Raw genomic sequence first — 18,742 nt, 5'->3', positions numbered from 1 at the left:
GATGAAAATAGTTGAAACTTCCATCAAACGCCCCATATACGTTACGGTTCTTTTTATATTATTGGCCGTTTTGGGATATCTGAGCTTCAAGAGCCTGAGTGCGGAGCTGATGCCTAAGTTCACCCCACCTATCCTCACGGTTCAGATCGTATACCCTGGGGCTTCTCCGAGCGAGGTTGAGCTTTCCCTCACTCAAAAATCCGAGGAGGCACTCTCCAGTATGGAGGGCATTGACCATATACAGTCTTACTCCTTTGAAGGAATGTCGATGATTATGGTCTCCTTTGAGTTTGGCACCGACATTGATAAAGCAATGACCGAAGCCCAAAATCGTCTCAATGCCAAGCGGGCAGAGCTTCCACGTGATATCCTCTCCCCACGAATCTCCAAAGTCTCCGTAGATGAAAAACCAATCCTCATCCTCTCCGCACAAGCCAACATAGGCTCTACAGAGCTATTTGACTTGGTGGACAAACGAGTACGCCCCGACCTTTCTCATATCCGAGGAGTGGCCAATGTAGATCTTGTGGGTGGTGTACAGCGCGAGATTCAGGTCAATCTCAATCAAGACCGTATGCACGACCTCGGCATCAGCCCAATGATGGTCCAAGGTGCCATACGAGGTGCCAACCTAGACTTCCCTACTGGATATCTACAGAGCCCCTCCACGCAGATGGCAGTTCGGTTATCGGGCAAGATCACTTCGGTTGATGAACTACGTAAGATAGTGATTCGCTCCGCCAATGGAGCCATGATTCGCTTGGAGGATGTGGCAGAGGTATCAGATGGCACTAAAGACCCTGTAAAAATTGGTCGTGTCAACGGACAAGAAGCTATTCTGATTAATATCCTAAAGCAGTCCGACGCCAATGCCATTGAAGTAAGTAAAGCGGTCAATAAGCAGATAGAGTGGCTTCAAAGCCAGTATGCTACCGAAGGACTCCAAATAGAGGTCGCACAGGATACCACCACCTTCACCAGCAATGCCATCAAGTCGGTACTCACCGACCTCCTTTTGGCAGTGCTTCTGGTTTCCCTTGTGATTCTATTCTTCCTACACAACGTACGGAATGCACTCATCGTGATGGTGGTAGTGCCGGTATCCCTCATCTCTTCCTTCATCGGAATGAAGCTATTTGGCTTTACCCTCAATATGATGTCGCTCCTAGCCCTCTCCCTCGTGATCGGCGTATTGGTGGATGATGCTATTGTGGTGATTGAAAACGTCTACCGACACATGGAGATGGGCAAAAATCGCTTCAAGGCCACCTTTGATGCGATGAACGAGATTGGGCTAACCGTTATTTCAGTCACCCTAGTACTGGTGGCAGTCTTTCTCCCTATCATCTTCACAAACACACTGGTTTCCGATATTCTACGACAGTTCTGTGGGGTCATCGTTATTGCGATCCTCCTCAGTCTACTAGCCGCACTTTCATTAGTTCCTTTGCTTACTTCTCGCTTTGGCAATATTAAGCAACTGGATAAAGAGCAACCATTCGGACGGATACTCAATGGTTTTGAAAATGGCATCGACAAGTTTGCTACTCACATTTCCTCTATCGCCCAGTGGGGACTCTCGCATAGGTGGCTCCTCTTAGTAATTGTACTCTGTGTAATGGGCTCCGTGCTACTACTCTTTCCATTGGGCTTTGTGAACTTTGAGTTCCAGCCCTATATGGACCGAGGTGAGTGCATTGTGCAACTAGAGATGCCCAAAGATATCTCCATGGAGGAGTCCAACCGATTGGTTCGGAAGGCGGAAATCTGGTTTATGAAACGCCCTGAAGTGGAGAAAGTGGTGACTATGGTAGGGCAAACCAGCGACAATTCACAGAGCAATAAAGGAACTCCTTATTTGGCTGAGCTCAATGTAAAACTCAAAAAGCAGAAAGAGGGAACCGAAGCCTATATCCAGCGGATCCGAAAACCGCTATCTGACCACTTAGTGGACGCCCGAGTCAATATCTATAGCGTGAGCATGACTGGCACCGTCTCCAAGGCAGCGGTGGAGTACATTATCTCAGGATCCGACAAGGATTTGGTAGCTACCTATGCCGATAAAGCCCTTGATATAATGAGGAGCATCCCAGGTGTAGTACAGCCCACCCTCTCGGTAGAAAACGCCACACCCGAAGTGGTGGTAAAGGTACAAAGGGACAAGATGGCCGACCTCGGACTCACCCTCGACAACGTAGGTATGATGATGCAAATGTATTTCCAAGGCAATGACCAATTGAGATACACCCAAGGGGAGCAGGAGTATGCTATCAACATTCGCTCCGATAAAGCATCCCGTCAATCTATTGACGATGTCTCCAATCTGATGCTGACCAATGGTCGTGGCGACCAGATCCGTTTAGCACAGTTTGCCGATATACACCTCGGCATTGGACCCAGCCGTCTGGAGCGCTTCAATCGCAATAGCTCTGTCACGCTACGTGCTCAGGCATACGGGGTATCACCGGGGGCCATCTCAAAGCAATTTATGAAGGCACTGGACCGGGCGGAGATGCCTCAAGGGGTCGAGGTACAAGCTACGGGGGATATGAAGAAGATGTCGGACTCTATGAGTGTGCTCCAAACCGCCATTCTGCTTTCACTCTTGCTGATCTATTTATCACTCGTACTCCTCTACAATAACTGGACCGACCCACTCGTGGTGATGATCTCCATTCCTTTATCTGTAGTAGGTGCTTTACTTGCTCTAGCACTCAGCAATACAGCTATGAGTATCTATGCGATGCTCGGAATGGTAATGCTGATAGGATTGGTAGCCAAAAATGCAATTCTATTAGTAGACTTCGCCAATGAGGCAATGGCAGAAGGGCTAGCAGTAGATGTGGCAGTGATACGTGCTGTGAAGCTTCGCACCCGTCCAATTCTTATGACGGCACTATCCACGATTATCGGAATGCTCCCCGTAGCACTAGCTACTGGAGCAGGTGCCGAGCTACGAACTGGCATGGCCTGGGTAATCATCGGAGGAATGGCCCTTTCGACCCTTCTCACCCTCATCGTAGTACCTGCCCTTTACAAAGCGTTCCACGCTCGGCAGAAGAAGCACCATGAGGTGATAGACATTGATAAGATGATGAGAGAGTAACTGCCCATCTTTATTAAAAGACAAAGGTGGCAGAGGAATAGGGCTTCTCTATCACCTTTGTCTTATACTTTATCAAGGCAACAGCAGAACGGTTAAGCGTTATTATCGGTATATTTGCCATTGGTATTATTAGGTCCAAAGAGAGTTTATATGATTAACTACTCATTATTTATCCAGAGTGCCAGACGCTTGGCAGAGCAACTCCACAAGGGTCAGTGCGATAAGGCTGGGAAGGATTATTTTGAAGGGCACCTTCAGATGGTAGCAAGCAAGGGGGAGACTTGGCTGGAGGTGATAGCTGGATACCTCCATGATGCGAGTGAAGATACGCCTCACTCTACTGCTGAGGTTCTTCAGAGACTTGAGGAGATTGCAGGCGAGAAACTGCCTTCTGAAGCACGGGAGACGCTTAAGACGGTGCTCGAACTGCTCAACAGCCATCGGTATGGCACCAGAGAAACCTACATCAAAGCAATCGGAGAGCACCCAGTGGCAACGGCTGTGAAACTCCACGACTTGGAGCACAATTTAGATATTTCTCGAATTCCTAACCCTACCGAAAAAGATCTCACGAAGCATCAGCAATACGAGGAGGAGTACCGTTACTTAAATGCTCAATATAAGAAAATGAGAAAGCCGAGAATACTCTTTATCCATGGCTACAGTGGTGGGGCTTTTGGTGCCACAGCAACCGAACTTCAAAGGCAACTAGGAGAGGGGGCTACCCTTTTTGCTCCAGCCTTTAGCAATGAGTTGAGTTCCTTCGAAAATATGCTGGCAAATATCCATCAAGCACAAATGCTGGTGGATAATGAAGGAATTGACTTAGTCATCGGCTCTAGCATGGGAGGATTTACCGCTCTACGAATTAAGGGATGCCCTAGAATAGTCATCAACCCCTGCATGAAACCCTCGGAGTTATTATATTTGCCAGAATTCGGCAATGCCACTCAAACCGAGATAGATAAGTATATTCACTTGGAAGAGTCATTGGCGCCCTCGCCCTTTGAAGTAAAAAACACGTGGGCTCTTTTTGCTGAAAATGATGAGCTATTTTCCTATCGTTCCCTCTTTGACCAGTTATTCGATTCCTCGCACGCCTTCGCAGTACCAGGAGAGCATCGAAATAACCCGATCAGAATAAGAGAGAATATTATTCCGCTGATCCAAGAGATTCTCATACAAAGATAAAAAAGAGAAGTGCAAGCGTAAAATATTTGGAAATGTATGGTATTATATGTACCTTTGCAATCCAATAGAGAATATTAGTCAGAAACTAATTAAAGCATAAGATAATAATGAAGAAGGGTATTCATCCTGAGAACTATCGTAAGGTAGTATTTAAGGATATGTCAAATGACGAGACATTCATCACTCTCTCATGTGCCAATGCACGTGAGGAAATTGAGATTGACGGTGTGACTTATCCACTAATTAAAGTCGAGGTATCAAGTAGCTCACACCCATTCTATACTGGTGTAGCCACTCTTGTGGATACTGCTGGACGTGTAGATAAGTTCCGTAGCCGTTACGGTAATCGCAACAAGAAGTGATTCTACCGCCCTTCTAGTTTTTGAGGAGGGAACCGCTATAGCGGACAGATAAGAAACATTTTTGAATTCATCCTGGCGTTTTGGGGTACCTCGCGAGAGGAAAGGTGGACGCCATGGATGGATTCTTTATGCTATATGTAGAAGCCAATGGAGCACAATAACTTCGAGGATACAATCTGTGCAGTAGCCACACCACACGGCATGGGAGCACAGAGTACCATTAAGGTATCAGGGACAAAGGCAATTGAGATAGTCAATAGCCTGTTTAGGCCTACGAAAAAAGATACTTCACTACTCACCGCAGCTCCCTACTCTGCTCAGTATGGTTGGCTATACGACCCCAAGGATGGAAGTAGGATAGATGACTGTATCATCCTAGTAATGAGGGCTCCACATTCGTATACAGGCGAAGATCAAGTGGAGATAACGTATCATGGCAACCCTCTGATCTCCCAATTACTCTTGGATCTATTGATTCAAGCGGGAGCGAGGATGGCGGAGCCAGGCGAATTTACCCGTCGGGCGCTCTCCAATGGCAAGCTCGACCTTTCTCAAGCCGAAGCTGTAGCAGATGTGATTGCTAGCACCAATAGAGCAGCTCTCCGCCTTTCTATTACTCAGATGCGAGGTCTTTTTCGCAAAAAGATTGAAGAGCTAAGAGAGCCACTCATTCGTTTGGCCTCCCTCATTGAATTGGAGCTGGACTTTTCGGAGGAAGATGTTGAGTTTGTCCCGAGAGATGAACTGCTGACCCAGTGCCAGGAGATCCGAAAAAGTGTCTCGTCGCTAGCCGAAAGCTACGCCACTAGTGAGGTGATCAAAAATGGTATTCCCATTGCTATCGTTGGAGCTACCAACGCAGGCAAATCAACGCTTCTTAATGGGCTTCTCAATGAAGAGCGTGCCATTGTCTCCAACATTCACGGCACCACAAGAGATACTATTGAGGACACCCTATATATTAAAGGACAACAATTCCGGCTAGTTGATACGGCTGGACTCCGAGAGACGACCGACACAATAGAGCAAATTGGGATTGAGAGGACACTTGAAAAGGTCGCCAATACGGAGCTAGTCCTTTGGGTGATTGATCCGACTGAGACGGCTGTAGAATGGCAAAGTGTACTAGATAGGATCGCACCCAAAACCTCTAAACAGCAAATCGTAGGCATCATCAATAAGATAGATATTGCCCCAAAGGAGCAGGTTGAGGCCTTGAAAGGATGGCTAGCAGAGCAAGAGATCAACACCACCCTACCCATTTGTGCCATGAAGACCGAAGGCATAGAACAGGTAAAAGGACTACTTCACCACCACTTCTCTGACCTAGCAGTGGCTGACGACCAATTAATGGCTATCAACCTACGACAATCCACAGCACTTAGGGAGGCTGCTCAGCACCTCCTCTCCGTAGAAGAGGGCATCCAAGCCCACCTCTCAGGCGAACTGATTGCCCAAGACCTACGTGCCGCTACCACCTCCCTCAGCACCGTCATCGGCGAAGTCACCACCGACACCCTCCTCTCCTCCATCTTCGCCAACTTCTGCATCGGCAAATAAGGACTACTTACTATCCTAATAAACCATCACAAAGGCACTCAAATTGAGTGCCTTTTGTTTTATCCAAAACACTCGTTCGTCAACTTTTCAGTCGTTATTACGTCCTTTTCTGAACTGCATACCTACCCCATACACTTTTTTCCCCCATAGGTGCTGGACTCATGTAACACAGAGAGACGCCAATATGCAGTATGAAACAAAAACATGGCGAAATGAGGACGAAGTATGGCTAGAAGTAAGATACCTATAAAGAAGTCCTGCGAAATCGCACTTGTTTTTTAAGTCTATGGGACCAAGGAAACTTGGAATTCAATAAGCCATGCGAGATTTATTTGTATCTTGTGCTCATATGTTTCTATGGTCATCAACCTATGTTTGAAGTACCATTTGAGATAGCAAAGACCATACCTTTTGCCCCGTAAAGATTATAAAAGCAATCAATAGAACCGTAATGAAGTCTGGAATATACGAACATATAATTAATAAGGAAACAGAACGTGATATTCAACAAGCAGAACTGTCTGGATTAGTATGCATTCAGCAGCCTATAGACAGTGCCGAGTCGCCACAAATATTGGCAAATTATCTTGCAAAAGCTATTCGTCAGAAGCTTGAAGATATTGAGGAGCAACAAGATCGGGTAAATCTTATCAATCGTATTATGATTGATGCAGGATTGCTTGATGACAAGCAAATCGTAAAACCTTCAGACTTATTAGCTGAGGTGATGAGCCAGCAGAAGGCTATTCTACAAACTCAGAGCAATACACATACAGTTCGCCCTATATCTGGCTTTCGTGTTAGCAACCTTTTTACTGGTGGTAGTAGCACACTTTCTTTGAACGAGGAGATCCGTCGAGAAATCGCAAGTGCCGATGAGATATGCTTTATCGTATCATTTCTAAAAGTTTCTGGTGTCCGCCTCTTGCTCGATGAGCTCACTAAATTTTGTAGCCGTGAGGGGACTCGTTTGCGTATCATCACCACGACCTACTGCGGAGCCACACAGGCAAAGGCCATTATGCAGTTAGCTGAATTGCCAAATACAGAGATAAGAATTTTATACAATACCAATATAGAACGATTGCATGCCAAGTCGTATATATTTGTTCGCAATTCTGGCATGAACACAGCCTACATCGGTTCATCAAATTTATCCAAGTCGGCACAGACTGATGGCTTGGAATGGAATATGCGTGTTACGAGTATTGAGAACCCACATATTATTAAGACTGTACTTGCGACTTTCGAGATGTATTGGAATAGTCCCAACTTTGAGGATTTCCGTATAGGGGGCATTGAGAAATTCAATAAAGAAATTCATCGCAACTTATTCCACTCAAATACTTCTGAAATGGTTTATCAACGATATTCGCTGTTACCACATCAGAAACAGATTCTCGACAAGCTACGTGTAGAGCGTGAGGTGAGAGGTAACTTCAAGAATCTTATTGTGGCCGCAACAGGAACGGGCAAGACTGTCATTTCCGCATTCGATTACCAAGAGTTCGCCCGAAGACATTCAAGGTCTCGCATTCTTTTCACAGCTCACAGAGAAGAGATTCTGAGACAATCGTTGAGTACATTTCGAAGTGTATTGCAAGATGCCAATTTCGGAACACTTTGGGTGGGAGCAAATCGTCCTTATGACGCAAGTGACTACGATCATTTGTTTGTCTCTATTAATATGTTCAATTCTCGTTTCGAGGAGTTCTTTGCATCGTTGGAAGCGGACTATTACGACTACATTGTAATTGACGAAGCACATCATAGCCAAGCAAATAGCTATCGTAAACTATTTGGTCACTTTAATCCAAAGCTCCTTATTGGTTTAACAGCAACACCGGAGCGTATGGATGGTCAAGACTTACGCCCCGATTTTGGTGGCAGAATAAGTGCTGAAATACGATTACCTCAGGCGTTGCAGGCAGGATTGCTAACACCATTCCAATACTTGTGTATCTCTGACGACATAGACCTAAGCGACGAAAGTTTATGGAGTGGATTGAAGTATAATAATGATCGTCTTGCTGATAAACTATGCTCTGAGGCAAGAGCAAAACTTATAGCTGATTCATTACAAAAATATCTGGCTGATGAATACAAATGCCGAGCATTATGTTTCTGCGTAAATAAACGCCATGCAAACTTTATGGCCGATCAGTTGAGACTATATGGATTTACGGCACAAAGCCTCACATCAGACACGCCACCTGATGAGCGTAAGCAGCTCTCAAAGAATTTAAGAAATGGCTCTCTTCAATATCTCTGTGTTGTTGATATCTTCAACGAGGGTATCGATATTCCAGAGGTTGATACTGTATTATTCCTTCGTCCTACCGAAAGCTTAACAATTTTCCTTCAACAATTAGGTCGTGGTTTGCGTCTTTCTGCTGGAAAGACAGAGCTAACAGTCCTTGATTTCGTTGCACAAGCCAACTGCAAATATGATTTCGCAAGCCGATTCCGCGCACTCACATTACACCCTGAAAAAAATATCAAAAAACAGATAGAAGAAGGTTTCACCCTACTTCCTATGGGGTGTAGTATTGTAATGGAGAAGATGGCACGACAATATATTCTCGATAATATATCAAGTGCTATCTACAACAAAAGGCGCATCATTAAGGAGATAAATAGTTACACATCAATACCGACTATCTCACAATTCTTAGAGAATAATGGGCAGGATATTCGCGTGATATACCAGGGAGCAAATTGCTGGTCTTCATTGAAACGTGCTGCTAGACGCATCTCATATAATGATGATGCGATAACAAAGCGCTTAGAGAAAGGAATGGCAAATTTGATTCACCATAATACAGTTTCATTTCTCCACTTTGTTGCACGGTTTATTGCTGGCGAAGGTGTACACCTTGAAGAAGCATATAAAACCTATGCAATCATGCTATATTATGCACTATTCCAGGATAAGATTAGCAAAGTTGGCTTTCAAAACATAAATGAAGCATTGGAGCTACTATTCCACAATATATTATGCTTGTTTCAAACAGGAAATATCAGAAATAGTTTCCTACTTGTTAGCTAATTTAAGCATCAAAACTGCTCCAATTGGTATCGAGAGTCTTCCTAAAGTAGAATTGTATGGCTGTTACACTCGTGAGGAGATATTTACACTTGTTGGGCGTCAGACGCCAGAAGTTAAAATGCAGGGTGCAGCATCTGGAGTCTTTAACCTTCAAGAACATAACGCTACGTTATTATTTGTAACACTTAACAAGTCGGAAAAGGATTTCTCTCCTTCCACGCAGTATAATGACTACTTAATTAATGAAGAATTCTTCCACTGGCAATCGCAGAATACAGATTCGCACAATAACAATGGTGGCCGCCGATATACAGAGCAATCGAAAACAATAAACAAAATCATACTATTTGTCCGTGAGGAGAAGAAAGATGGATTTGGCTTTACATCCCCTTTCCATTGTTTCGGTATGGTAGACTATGTTTCATCGCACGATGATTTCCCAATGAACATAACTTGGAAACTGCACAAACCTGCAATGTCACAATACTTAAATGCTATTTAACGATGAGGATTATAGAAGTCGTAGCAGCGGTTATACATCATAACGGGTCTTACTTCGCCACACAACGTGGATATGGCGAGTTTGAGGGAATGTGGGAGTTCCCTGGTGGCAAGATCGAACCGGGTGAAAGTCGTGATGTTGCTCTCAAACGCGAAATCCAAGAGGAATTAGGTATAGATATTGCCATTAACGAATTTCTCCACACAATCGAATACGACTATCCATCATTCCACTTGATTATGCACTGCTACTTGTGTCAAATTGAGGCAGGTGAAATTGAACTCCGAGAACATAAATCAGCACGCTGGCTAACCGCTGAAACCCTTAATAGTGTGGAATGGTTACCAGCAGATAAGGAGCTTATAGGAATATTAAAAACACAATTGACAAAATAACAACTGAAATCAAAGTTGGCGCTTTTTGGCAGTTAAGATAATTTTATCTAAATTCGCATTCGAATATCTAACTATACAATCCTACAGTATGAGAAGACTACTATCTATTATCCTATTAGCACTCATCGTAAGCTCATGTAATTCAAGGGTGGACCTTGGATACACCCCACAGACTTCGGACGATGAAATCATTCAAGTATCTTTTAATGGCCTCCTAGCTGGCTTTTCACAGGGCGGGTTAAAAAGCTATCCAACTGGAACTGCAGAAAAGCTAAAACATCGCATCCATTTTAGCGGTATTCGCATAGTGCTATACTCGGTAGACAAAGACGACCCCTCTCAGCCAGATAAGGTGGCTTATGTATTTGATAAGGATGTAAAGGCTGTAGCAGGAGTATTCTCAGGTGCTGACTACCTTCCCTCTCCAGCATCAAGTAACGAAGGCATCGCTTTCCAGATAAAAGGAAGTGAAAAAATCAAGGCGGATAACTACCTTGTATATTACTTTACATCGTGCAATGACCAGCTCAAAAGTGCCACGACCGTGGGGAATCCTTTTTCTGAGATTACTGGCACATTAAATTACGATCGCCAAAAAGACTTTGACCATAATAGGCTGATTAATAACATCTACCACAGCCCCGAACCAATTAAGATCTCCAAATCTCTATTCAACGATAATGCTATTAATAAAACATACCAACTAACAGCACCAAAGCTTACTGCTATCAATGCGTTACTCTCTGTTAAGTGGAAAAATGCAGTCAAAGATGATAAATATGAGATTCTAGGTGATTATATTTTGGTTTCGCCCGACGTACAAAATCTGAAGTACATTTTGTTTCCTGAAGTAGATGAGCATCTCAAGTCGAAATTTCAAGTATACTATCCCATCGACCCCAATTATGGAGGGTTTAGCACAAAAAGTATAGAAGAACTCACAAATGAGTTCCTTTATCTTGGCACCTATACAAGATGGGCAAGATCAAGCCACGACACAAACTTTACGAGTAGCTATCGACCTATCCCTGAGAATACGGTAGCCTCATCTGAAACAAGTGCCAAAGTTATTACAAGAGTCCTTCTCAGTGTTAGGATGTTGCCTAAAAGCCTTAAGTCGCAACTCTCTTCTACACAGTTAGAATCTCCCGATCTTGGCTGGGTCAATTATAAGGGAAAGCCCTATCTTGATACAGACTTCTTACAGTTGTATCAAAGCCTAATTAAAAAGAGTAATCCTAGTAATGAGGAAAAAGACTTTCTAGAGATAGGCAGTCGTATTATGAATAGCTCAAACAATGGATTAGCGAAAAAAGGATATCAGGATGATGATATTCAATATTTCTACCACTCCTTAAATTACTTTTCGTTCCCTATCACTCATACCAACTTGGATACCGTAGGTGGGTCTATCGATAATGGCGGGTATTTTGGTGTCGTACGCAACCACCATTATGAGTATATCATTAATTCCTTTTCCACAATAGGTAATGCTTCACCATACAACTTGTCTTATGACCTAGATTACCTCACCGATCAATTCATCTCCTCATCATGTGAAATAGGAGATATGAAGGAGATCGTCAACGAGATTGATGTGTAATAATCTCCTTTATCTCCTGAATCATTAACGGTCTAGCAACTACCAGGTGTAGCAAAAGGAAAAGAAGAGACCGCTCAAAGCCAATGTATTAGGCTCTGAGCGGTCTCTTTTAGTGGAGATGGAGGAATTCGAGCCCTCGTCCAAACACGGAACTAATCCGCTTTCTACACGTTTAGCTTTGCTTTGGTTGTCGGCAGTTACCTAGATTCTGCATGCTGAGTGAGGGGTAAAAATGAAGAGTGAGATTTCTTGCAGTTTCTCATCCTTTGTCGTTAGAAATCTTGACTTTACTTTATACCAACTCATTGAATAACAATACCTAACGTCATATTATAGAATAGAAAATATACAGGTAATTTCTGAGAGAGCACAGCGTTTTGGCGGATGACATTTCGTTTTACAGTTTAAGGTGTACAAAAAGACTCATAAGCTGTGCGATAAGGAGCTGGGAGTAAGATGTAGTTCAGGTGGTGGGTACTCTTATTCGGAGGTAATCAATGTCCTGTTTCTCAGAATTTTATGTGGAGGCACAAGTATTGAAGACATTAACCACTTAGTCCTCAAATTATCTCAATTCCCCCAAAAAGGCTCCGAGTGCGAATAGTGTACTTAGGACACTTAAGACACTTTCGGTTGATGACGATCTGGTAAAAGTGAAAAAGTCAGGGATAAACTATACATTCAACCTCAATTCAAAGCAGAACGTATTCTTGATATAAGGAATATTGAAGTAGAGCTATTGGAGCGTGGCAATGCCTCCGACTTCGATTACAAAAATCTAGATTATCTAGACAAGGAAACGAGACTCTGCATGAATCTATAAGGACGTAAAAGGGTATGCGTCCGGCATTGTCTTTTCAATGGTCATTCCATAAGCATTAAAGGTCGTGGCGGAAATGTCCCTGTGATTTTTGATCAATCTAGGACACTTCGACTAACCTATGAAGCACTTATAAAGGAGGGTGTCAAGGTGAGGAGTTCCAATAAGCGTAGTGTTTACACAAATGAAAGCAATGAACTCATCGCAAAGAGATAAATAGAAAATACGCAGATTTCCATATTGAGCCTTTGGTCTGTCAAATAGTCGGAATACAAGAAAAAACAATCAATAAGTACCCGACTAAAGCAATAAAAATTCAGCCTGCGGAATTGAGGGAGTTCTTGAAGGTATGGGTATCTCACCCATTCTAGCTATATTTGCGTTGCATTATGAGTTAGAGACAATAATCTTACGCATACATTCAAAAAAGATTACATAGTTAGTGGCTACAATAGCAGAGAAACAGCTGAGCAGCAAAGCGTATTACATAGCTTTCTGCGTTGCATTATTACCGATATTACTGTTGCGTGATTTTACACCTTCAAACGAACTGAGGTACCTCAGTATCGCTGATGAGGCGTTGCGGAATGGCACTTTCTTCACGTTTTACAATCACGGTCTTCCCTATGCCGATAAACCTCCGCTTTACTTCTGGTGGATCATGCTGGGAAAATGGCTCTTCGGAACGCATCAGATGTGGTTCCTAACCTTAGCATCAATGGTTCCGGCACTGATCACCACTCGGGTGATGGAGCGGTGGGTGGCACCCGAGACTGACGAAGATACGGGCAAAATAGCTCGTATGCTACTGCTGACGGGTGGGCTCTTTACTGGAATGGTGGTGACACTACGAATGGATATGCTAATGTGTATGTTCATCGTGTTGTCGCTCCGCACATTCTTTACGATGTCGACCTCTGCAGAGATTCCCAAACGGGAAGGGTGGCTTTTTCCCCTCTATATTTTTCTAGCAGTGTTCAGCAAAGGGCCCTTTGGGCTACTCATTCCGCTACTTTCGACTGTAGTTTATCTCCTCATTACGGGGCGTATCAGAGAGATGGGTCGCTACTGGGGGTGGCGTACGTGGGTGGTACTGGTGTTCCTATTTGTGGTATGGTTTGGCTGTGTCTATGCCGAGGGAGGCATGGAGTATCTCAATAACTTGGTATTCCACCAGACGATAGACCGTGCTGTAGACGCCTTTCACCACAAAGAGCCTTTTTACTACTATGGTCTCTCTATTTGGTATTCTATCGCACCTTGGTCCCTACTGCTGATTCCTTTGATGTTGGTGGGAGCTTTCAAGGGTGGCTTAAAAAGGGATCTAGAGCGGTTCTTTTTTGTAGTGTTTCTCACCACTTTTATCTTGCTTTCTTGTGTCAGCTCTAAGCTACAGGTCTACCTATTGCCTGCTTTCCCTTTTGTGATCTACCTAGGGGTGCTCAATCTTACAAGGTTTAGTGGGCAACTATGGGTGCGGCTATTATTTATCATCACGGCTACTATTTTTATTTCGGCACTTCCTCTGGTATGCTACTTTGCTCTTTATAATGCTGACACTGCCTTCCTCGATCACGCACTCATTTACTTTGCCGCTGCCATCATGACGCAAGGTGGAGTGGTCGCACTGAGGAATGCCTTTAGAGCACAAGGAAGCATAGAATCTGGATTGTGCACCCTAGTATATTCCCTTACTTGTACTATCTTTTTGGCGGGATGGGCACTGCCTTCAATCAATCCGTGGATTGGATACGGAGCCTTGTGCCAAGAAGCGAAGGAAATGGCGAAGGAGGTGGGAGCGGAGCAATATATTGCTTATGGAATGCATCGACCCGAAAATATGGATGCGTACCTTGAGCAACCAATTATAATAGTAGAAAAAGAGGAGGTAGAGACCATTTATGCACTTCCTAATGCTGTGGTGATGATGCCTGCTAATTATCTGGAAGAACTGGGGAATGTGGAAGCAGAGGTCTTGGGACCCTATGCGATCATTAGATCGGACGAACTACAGCAGAATAATAAATGAGATTGAGAAATAGAATGAGTGTAAATAAAACATCGGAATACGAACTGACCATCATTGTGCCAGTTTTTAATGAGGAGAGTAATATCTATCCGCTTGAAGAAAGGCTCTCGGCTTTTTTACCTGAGGCACTCTGCAAGAGCTGTGTGCTATTTGTGGATGATGGGTCTAAGGATGGTAGCTTGGGGCGGATTCAGGAGGTTTGTGCCCGGCAGAGTCACTTCTATTATCTAGCATTCGCAAAAAACAGTGGTTTGAGTGCTGCACTTAAGGCGGGTATTGATGCAGCTCAATCAACGTATGTGGGCTATATGGATGCGGATCTACAGACAGCTCCAGAGGATTTTAATCTCCTCCTCCCCTATCGTGAGGAGTATCAGCTGGTGACGGGTATTCGGGCGAATCGTAAGGATACGGCATTCAAAAGGTTTCAGTCTCGTTTTGCCAATGGTTTTCGCAACATGATGACGCACGATGGCATGCAGGATACGGGGTGCCCACTAAAGATTATGCAGAGTGACTACGCTAAGCGAGTCCCATTTTTCACTGGGATGCATCGATTCCTCCCTGCCCTTATCCTCCTTCAGGAGGGAAAAATAAAGCAGTTGCCTGTGCGTCACTTTCCTCGACTGCATGGGGAGTCAAAGTATCACCTTTGGAACCGTCTGTGGGGACCATTTATGGATTGTTTCGCATATCGCTGGATGAAGAAGCGCTATATCAATTATAAGGTTTCGGAAGGCAATTTTCAGTAACCTGCTTATGACAAATGAGTAGTAATATTGCCATACTTTCGATCGGCTTCCTTGCCCAAGCTTTTTTCTCGGCACGCACGTTGGTGCAGTGGATCCTATCGGAAAAAGCGAAGAAGGTGCTCTCGCCCACTATTTTCTGGGTGCTGAGCCTATTGGGGGCCTATCTTCTCTGCATCTACGGATGGCTCCGAAATGACTTTGCGATCATTCTTGGGCAGTTTATCTCTTATTATATCTACCTTGCCAATCTTAAGCTCAAAGGGGTATGGCAACGACTCCCAAAGGTGATAGGATATCTGCTATTGGCAACACCTATTGTAGCGGTGGCCTTTGTAGCACAGGATGCCTCTGCCTTTGTCGCTCGCTTTCTTCATAATGAGGAGGTGGCACTCTGGTTGCTAATATTTGGCTCGGTGGGGCAAGTGCTATTTACGCTCCGGTTTGTCTATCAGTGGATCTATTCACAACGGCGAAAGGAGTCGCAGCTACCAGCAGGTTTTTGGATCATTAGCCTGACCGGTTCTCTCCTCATCCTGACCTACGGCATCATCCGAGCAGATGCGGTGTTGATTGTAGGGCAGATGTTTGGTGCAGTGGCCTACGCACGCAATCTTTGGATCATAACGCACGAAAAGAAGAACTCATAAGGAAATGAAGGTATTAGTGACAGGAGCAGCTGGATTTATTGGGGCTGCATTGGTGAAAGCTCTCGTGACTGAAGGGCATGAAGTAGTGGGCATGGATAATATCAATGATTATTATGCACAATCCATAAAATATGCTCGCTTAACCGATACTGGCATTGACACCTCTACCATCGCTGAGGGTCAATCTGTGATGAGTACCCACTCACCTAGATATCAATTTGTGAAGATGGACCTGACCGATCGTGTAGCGATGGAACAGCTCTTTGCTACTCACCGTTTTGATGCTGTATGTAATCTTGCAGGACAGGCGGGGGTGCGCTATTCAATCGATAATCCTTTCTCCTATGTGGATAGCAATGTCTATGGCTTCCTAAATATCCTTGAAAATTGTCGGCATTATCCGGTGCAGCACTTGGTATATGCCAGCTCAAGCAGTATCTACGGAATGAATGAGCAAATCCCCTACTCCGAAGAGGATAAGACGGATAGCCTGGTTAGTCTCTATGCTGCGACTAAAAAAGCCAATGAATTGATGGCTTTTTCTTATAGTAAACTCTATGGCATTCCAGCTACCGGGCTTCGCTTCTTTACGGTGTATGGTCCGTGGGGGCGGCCGGATATGGCTCCTTTCTTATTTATGAAGTCAATCCTTGAGGGCAGGCCAATTCGTGTTTTCAATCACGGTAATATGCAACGCGACTTTACCTACATTGATGATATTATCAATGCGGTACTCTTGGTTTTGGCAAAACCATCTTCAGCAGCGGTGCCTCATCGGGTTTACAATATTGGGCACTCTAGCCCTGTGCAGCTAATGGACTTCATAAAAGTGATTGAAGAGGTGACAGGACACCGAGCGATCATGAAGATGGAGGAGATGCAACCTGGCGACGTGACTTGCACTTATGCCGATATAACCCACTTGCAGCACGATTTTGGTTTCGTACCCCGTACCTCTATCCAACAAGGCATCCACTCCTTTTACCAGTGGTTCCAAGAGTACACCTACCTATTCTAGTCCATTTAATGAGGTGATTTTCCTTGGAAAGAGGCATCTCTGATGGCTTTGAATTCAGACGTATCGCTCCAAGTGGGGAAAGTGCTCTCATTAGAGAGCTGCCACCCAATCTTGAAGAATAGCTGGGCGTCCTCTACATTGCCAGAGAGGTCGGCCAACTGCTCGTCAAATTCATCTGCCGGTTTATGGTAGGCCGTCTCCCAGTAGTGTGCTATCTGTGCTTTTGACCACTCTTTACCGTGCTCTCGGCTCTCCTGCCACCCTTTTATAAAGAGGGAAGGGATGCCTACTTTGGCAAAACTAAAGTGATCTGAGCGGTAGTACATCCCATTTTCGGGGAAGGGCTCTGGGGCAATGTACCGGTCTTGTTCTTTCGCAAAACGCTCGGCATAAGCATCAAGTTCCGATTGGCCGAAGCCAGTGATGGTGACATCTCTCATCCGCCCCATTGGGAGGGGGAGCTCATAATTAAGGTTGGCAACTGTCTTATTTGGTGGAAAGAGGGGGTTGAGGGCGTAGTAGAGCGATCCTTGCATACCTGTTTCTTCGGCGGTTGGGGCAAGGAATACCACCGTCCGCTCTGGTTGTGGTGCTTGGGCAAAAGCTTTCGCCGTCTCCAGCATACAAGCAACGGCAAGGGCATTATCTGCGGCACCATTGTATATGGAGTCGCCGTTGTCAGGGACACCAATACCAAAGTGATCCCAATGAGCGGAGTAGACGATGCACTCATCCTTCCTACTTTTGCCCTCAATAATGCCTACTACATTGTGCGTGATATCCTGCTTTAGGTCATTCTGAATAGTAAGACTCATATGGGTATTTAGGGAAAAGGCTTTGAACGATGGATCTAGCACATCCTTTTTAGCCTGTGCAAAGTCCAAGCCATTGTATTCAAACATCTTTTGGCACGCCTCTTCGGTAATCCATCCAGTGAGGGCACACTGATCCATATTGTTATTCTCCGTCAGTAGGTAAAGGTTGGTACCCGAGGTATTGGAGAGGGAAGCCCAGGGATATCCAGCTGCAGCGGTTTCGTGAATGACCAGCACGCCCTTAGCTCCATGACGAGCTGCTTCCTCATATTTATACGGCCATCGACCGTAATAGGTCATTGCCTTTCCATTGAAAAGCGAAGGGTTTTGGGTGGCAAATCCAGGGTCATTGACCAGAACAAGCACCACCTTATCCCGCACATCAATATCGGCAAAGTCGTTCCATCCATACTCGGGTGCCACAATGCCATAGCCTGCGAATACCACTTCTGCCTCTTGGATTTCTACCCGATCAGTGATGTGAGGGGTTTTGGCAAGATAGTCTTTGCCATTGTAGAGTGTCAGAGACCCTTTAGGCAGGTTCAGCGTGATGGTAGGGCTTGGGTGGTAGGTCATCCCCACCATTGGCACTTCCTGCAGATAGCTGCCATTGTAGGGGGCTTTGAGACCAATCTTTTCAAACTCTTTGGCAAGATACTCAATGGTCTTTCTTTCCCCTTCAGTAAAAGGTTTACGCCCTTGAAATTCATCTGATGCTAGCACCTTTACATGTTCAGCTAGCGTCTCGGCACAAATACTCTTTTCAGCAAGTAACACCTGCTGTTCTCTGCTGCTACACGCTGCTATCAAAGGAATTACTAGGAGGATACTCCACTTTAGCACACTTACGTTCATAATGTGTATTATCTTAATTGTTATGCACGTGACCCAAG

11 protein-coding genes and 1 pseudogene are annotated in these 18,742 nt (G+C 44.6%); 11 read left to right on the top strand and 1 reads right to left on the bottom strand.

Features of this window, described 5'->3' with window-relative positions; all coding sequences use genetic code 11:
• Position 1 precedes the first annotated feature (1 nt).
• The 11 genes and pseudogenes from MWL85_RS03335 (at position 2) to MWL85_RS03275 (ending at position 17,034) form a co-directional block, all read left to right on the top strand.
• A complete protein-coding gene (locus MWL85_RS03335) occupies positions 2-3,106 on the top strand; it encodes an efflux RND transporter permease subunit (RefSeq protein WP_244401412.1) in 3,105 nt (1,034 codons plus the stop codon).
• Between the two features lie 150 nt (positions 3,107-3,256).
• On the top strand, positions 3,257-4,297 hold the full coding sequence (locus MWL85_RS11585; protein ID WP_317221528.1) for a YqiA/YcfP family alpha/beta fold hydrolase: 1,041 nt from the start codon (positions 3,257-3,259) through the stop codon (positions 4,295-4,297).
• A gap of 107 nt (positions 4,298-4,404) precedes the next feature.
• Entirely contained in the window at positions 4,405-4,659 is a 255-nt protein-coding gene (locus tag MWL85_RS03320; protein ID WP_244401411.1) for a type B 50S ribosomal protein L31, read from the top strand.
• Positions 4,660-4,806: 147 nt separating this feature from the next.
• Positions 4,807-6,219 carry a tRNA uridine-5-carboxymethylaminomethyl(34) synthesis GTPase MnmE gene (gene mnmE / locus MWL85_RS03315; protein WP_244401410.1) on the top strand — a complete coding sequence of 471 codons (1,413 nt, stop codon included), beginning with the start codon at positions 4,807-4,809 and terminating at the stop codon, positions 6,217-6,219.
• A 451-nt stretch (positions 6,220-6,670) separates the two neighbouring features.
• A pseudogene (locus MWL85_RS03310) lies at positions 6,671-9,770 on the top strand (DUF3427 domain-containing protein).
• Between the two features lie 2 nt (positions 9,771-9,772).
• On the top strand, positions 9,773-10,165 hold the full coding sequence (locus tag MWL85_RS03300) for a (deoxy)nucleoside triphosphate pyrophosphohydrolase (protein ID WP_018028369.1): 393 nt from the start codon (positions 9,773-9,775) through the stop codon (positions 10,163-10,165).
• Positions 10,166-10,253: 88 nt separating this feature from the next.
• Complete coding sequence (locus tag MWL85_RS03295; RefSeq protein WP_244401407.1) at positions 10,254-11,768, top strand: fimbria major subunit; 1,515 nt, start codon at positions 10,254-10,256, stop codon at positions 11,766-11,768.
• A gap of 1,262 nt (positions 11,769-13,030) precedes the next feature.
• Positions 13,031-14,617, top strand: a complete 1,587-nt coding sequence (locus MWL85_RS03290; RefSeq protein ID WP_244401406.1) for a glycosyltransferase family protein — start codon at positions 13,031-13,033, stop codon at positions 14,615-14,617.
• Between the two features lie 14 nt (positions 14,618-14,631).
• Positions 14,632-15,369, top strand: coding sequence for a glycosyltransferase family 2 protein (locus tag MWL85_RS03285; protein WP_244401405.1), 738 nt, complete (start codon positions 14,632-14,634; stop codon positions 15,367-15,369).
• A 14-nt stretch (positions 15,370-15,383) separates the two neighbouring features.
• Positions 15,384-16,016: a lipid-A-disaccharide synthase N-terminal domain-containing protein gene (locus MWL85_RS03280; RefSeq protein WP_244401404.1), complete on the top strand. Its 633-nt coding sequence runs from the start codon at positions 15,384-15,386 to the stop codon at positions 16,014-16,016.
• Between the two features lie 4 nt (positions 16,017-16,020).
• A complete protein-coding gene (locus MWL85_RS03275; RefSeq protein WP_244401403.1) occupies positions 16,021-17,034 on the top strand; it encodes an NAD-dependent epimerase/dehydratase family protein in 1,014 nt (337 codons plus the stop codon).
• Positions 17,035-17,039: 5 nt separating this feature from the next.
• Here MWL85_RS03275 and MWL85_RS03270 read toward each other — a convergent pair whose 3' ends face one another.
• Positions 17,040-18,704 carry a M28 family metallopeptidase gene (locus MWL85_RS03270; protein WP_244401402.1) on the bottom strand — a complete coding sequence of 555 codons (1,665 nt, stop codon included), beginning with the start codon at positions 18,702-18,704 and terminating at the stop codon, positions 17,040-17,042.
• Between the last annotated feature and the right edge of the window lie 38 nt (positions 18,705-18,742).

Origin of the sequence: Porphyromonas somerae, from assembly GCF_022845615.1 — a bacterium.
Taxonomy (GTDB): Bacteria; Bacteroidota; Bacteroidia; order Bacteroidales; family Porphyromonadaceae; genus Porphyromonas_A; species Porphyromonas_A somerae.
The sequence above is the reverse complement of the archived record's forward strand: the minus strand, read 5'-3'. Positions and strand labels throughout refer to the sequence as shown.